The organism is Bacteroidales bacterium, from assembly GCA_021157585.1.
GTDB lineage: Bacteria > Bacteroidota > Bacteroidia > Bacteroidales > UBA12170 > UBA12170.
The window spans coordinates 1-3,138 of the sequence record JAGGWH010000169.1; the positions used below are offsets into that span (position 1 = coordinate 1).

Consider the following 3,138-nt stretch of genomic DNA (forward strand, 5'->3'; position numbering starts at 1 on the left):
GTTTCGTCCCGTATGGGACGAGAGGTTTTTCGGAAAGGTTTTTTACCCAGCTTTTGTGTCTACGACACCAAAATAGATTTTCAAAATTGAAGTGAGGGCTTCACTCCGAGAGAAACTCTCATTAATAAAAAAGTCCATCCACAAATGCAGACAGGCTATAAGTTTTATACCCATTCGATGACTCAAAGTCATCGAATAACTAATCTAAAATTATTCTCCTTTTTTATAGATAATAGCATTAATTGTTACATCATCACCTTGGAAGATTGATGTTCTTGTATTTTTTATTTTAGGTTAATTTCTAATTTTATAATTTTTCTAAATTACGAAGTTAACAAATTGATATAAAGCGCATTGTTAGAATCGTATAAAAATAAATCTATTTTTAGGGTGACGTTTTTTCATTTTTTACCATAAATAGATGTGAGACAATAAATGTAAACCAAATTAATGCCTACGAAAAGACAAAAATAGAACAAATGATTTATACTGAATTGCTCGTTTAATTTATTGCGTGTACTCAATTTAAGTAATGCTTTTAATTTGAACGGATGAATTAATTGAAAAGAATTATAAGACAAAATTTTAGAATTAAATGCACCAAATATGAAAAAATATATTTCACTGAAAATTTTACTATTTTTAGGCTTATCTTTTTTGTTTGTACAATGTTTAAAAAAGGATGAAGTTCATCTTTCAGCAGAAGAGACAGCTATAATAAAAATAAATGAGGCAAAGGAATATTTTGAAATACAATTCCTGCCGAGTATAGATAACACCAAAACAGAGATGAATCAAAGTGAAGGCAAATCTAAACGGCATATGCTTAAAAAGAATCTGGATTGGGACAAAGCCGATACCAAGCTTATGGAAAATGGAGAGATAGGAGTTTATGTTCCGGTTTTATATGATGAGGATAATTATTTTATCAAAGGAAAATGGGCTTGGCACTCCTTAAGTGGTTTAAGCTATGTGATTATTTATGATAAAGAAAAAGGAAAAAAGAGCCTGGAGTTGGTTACTACTTTTCCGGATGCTGATTACCTTTCAGCTGATGAAAAACCTGAAGTGTTTTCTGGAGTAGTTTATGTAGAAGACTGGAACGGAAAATTTATAAAATCTATCCGTTATTTGAATGGGAATATTTTTTTATTAAATGAGCTGAATAATACTAAAGGTAGTTTGTTATTGCTTTGTTCAACTCAAATAGATTGGTATACGTGTAGTACTTATGGATGTAATTATAATTATACAGAAACAGTTTATTACTATTGCGATTATGCAGATGGAGGAGATTCTTATTCCTCTACAGATTATGACCCAGCTACAGGTGGGACTACCACTACTCCAGCAGATACCTCCGAAGATTGCAATTGTGATATTTGTCCCGTTTGCGGTGGCTGCTTGAGTACTAGCTTTAAATATGTTTCTGCCGATGATGATACGGCTGACCCAACAGAAAATGTGCCTGATTGCCCAGCTTGTACATGTGTTCCAACAGTTATAGAAGATACTACATTTATTAATTCTGTAGCTAATTGTGTTAAAGACAAACTTGAGAGTGGGAATATTCTAAATGATCTTATAGCCGGTTTTGACCTTAATGCAAGTAAGATTGATGTTACGTTTAAAGTAGAAGATTTATCAGGTTTGAATGGAAAATGTGTATTTAATGAAACAACTTTGCAAATGGAAATTATTATTGATAGTGATCGATTGAATGCTTCATCGTTGGAATTGGCTAACACTATTCTTCATGAGTCATTTCATGCTTATATTTATGGGAAGTTATATGATCCGGAATTATATACCGGCCCATTCCCGGAACCAAATTTCGTAGAGGACTTCAAAGCATACGAAAGTAAATACGGAGATAATTTGGCTCAACATAATTATATGGCAGAACAATATATTACATATATGAAACAAGGATTAAACGATTATTTTAATACTGAATCATACCAATCTACTTTTTTAAACTATGTTTCGGATATGACTTCGTGGTATGGTACTGATTTTATGCTGGAATGTTTAGCCTGGAGTGGACTAAAGGAAACAGAAGCATGGAGCGAATTTTATATTGACCCAATAAATAAAGCTAAATACGACGAAACGTATCAATCGATAATAGGTCTTTTACCAAACGAAAATTGTGAATAAACAATATAATTATGAGAAATTCAATAGTAATATTCTTTTTTTTGGCAATAGCTTCTGTTGCCGTTGGCCAAAACAGAAAGCCACTATACAACGATACCATTGTTTGTATAGTAGATACAAACAATTATTTTACATCATATACGGAGAATCCTTTTAAAAAATATCAGTATTTTCATTGGCTTGTAGGCATTAAGGGGCATTATTACGATCATAAATTGCCTGAAGATGCCGATTTTGCTTTTATTGGCTTTAGAACAAATTTTAGAGAATCTATTATCAGCAAAGATTCTTTAAAAATAGAGGTGCCATTAGACAATATAGAAGAACGGTTTACCATAGTTACAGACCTTTGGCTATATAAACAAAAATCTTTTGATACAATACGCAAGGTTGTAGGGTTTGGGTCTTGGATAAAATATAATTTTGTCATTTTTAAAAGCGATATAGAATCCAGTACCAACGGGAAAGTTTTTATGTATCGTGTTTTGGTTGGTTATAACCAGGTTCAGTATTAAGAATATAAAGCTTGCAGGCAGTTTTAAGCCTGCAAGCTTTTGTTGGTAAAGGTTTTCTGCGTATTAAAAAATTCACATTTAATGGAGGGTGATATTCTTAAAGAGTTTATTTCGAGATACTTTTCTTCTTCAAGCTCCTTATTCCCATTGGGAGAGCTAAATTTAACTTGGACTATAGGAAACACCACTAATGGTAGTGTTGCAGAAACGCTGCCATTGGGAGTACCAAGAAATGGAGTTTATGATGCAGTTGAAATAAGATTAAGTGAAGAATATTTAAATTCAAGTTCATCAACATTAATTGCTGAAACAATGTTGCATGAGGCGTTACACGCAAAATTAATTGCTGAAGTTTATGATGAAGTAGGTACAACAGATTTTATAACTTTGTATGCTTATTATCAGGGTTGGGGTTCTGGTAATATAGATACTGAACAAGAAATGGAAATGATGATTTCATATA

At 32.1% G+C, this 3,138-nt stretch carries 3 protein-coding genes; all 3 read left to right on the top strand.

Features of this window, described 5'->3' with window-relative positions; all coding sequences use genetic code 11:
* Positions 1-606 precede the first annotated feature (606 nt).
* Complete coding sequence (locus J7K39_11855) at positions 607-2,160, top strand: hypothetical protein (protein ID MCD6180587.1); 1,554 nt, start codon at positions 607-609, stop codon at positions 2,158-2,160.
* Between the two features lie 11 nt (positions 2,161-2,171).
* The gene (locus J7K39_11860) at positions 2,172-2,675 is read left to right on the top strand and encodes a hypothetical protein (GenBank protein MCD6180588.1); all 504 of its coding nucleotides are present in this window, start codon (positions 2,172-2,174) and stop codon (positions 2,673-2,675) included.
* 81 nt (positions 2,676-2,756) lie between these two features.
* Positions 2,757-3,138 (top strand): hypothetical protein (locus J7K39_11865; protein MCD6180589.1); only part of this gene is annotated, 382 nt, incomplete at its 3' end.

Excerpts from the sequence above, each read along its gene's own strand:
- J7K39_11855 (MCD6180587.1), top strand. The coding sequence starts at position 607 with ATGAAAAAATATATTTCACTGAAAATTTTACTATTTTTAGGCTTATCT.
- J7K39_11860 (MCD6180588.1), top strand. The coding sequence starts at position 2,172 with ATGAGAAATTCAATAGTAATATTCTTTTTTTTGGCAATAGCTTCTGTT.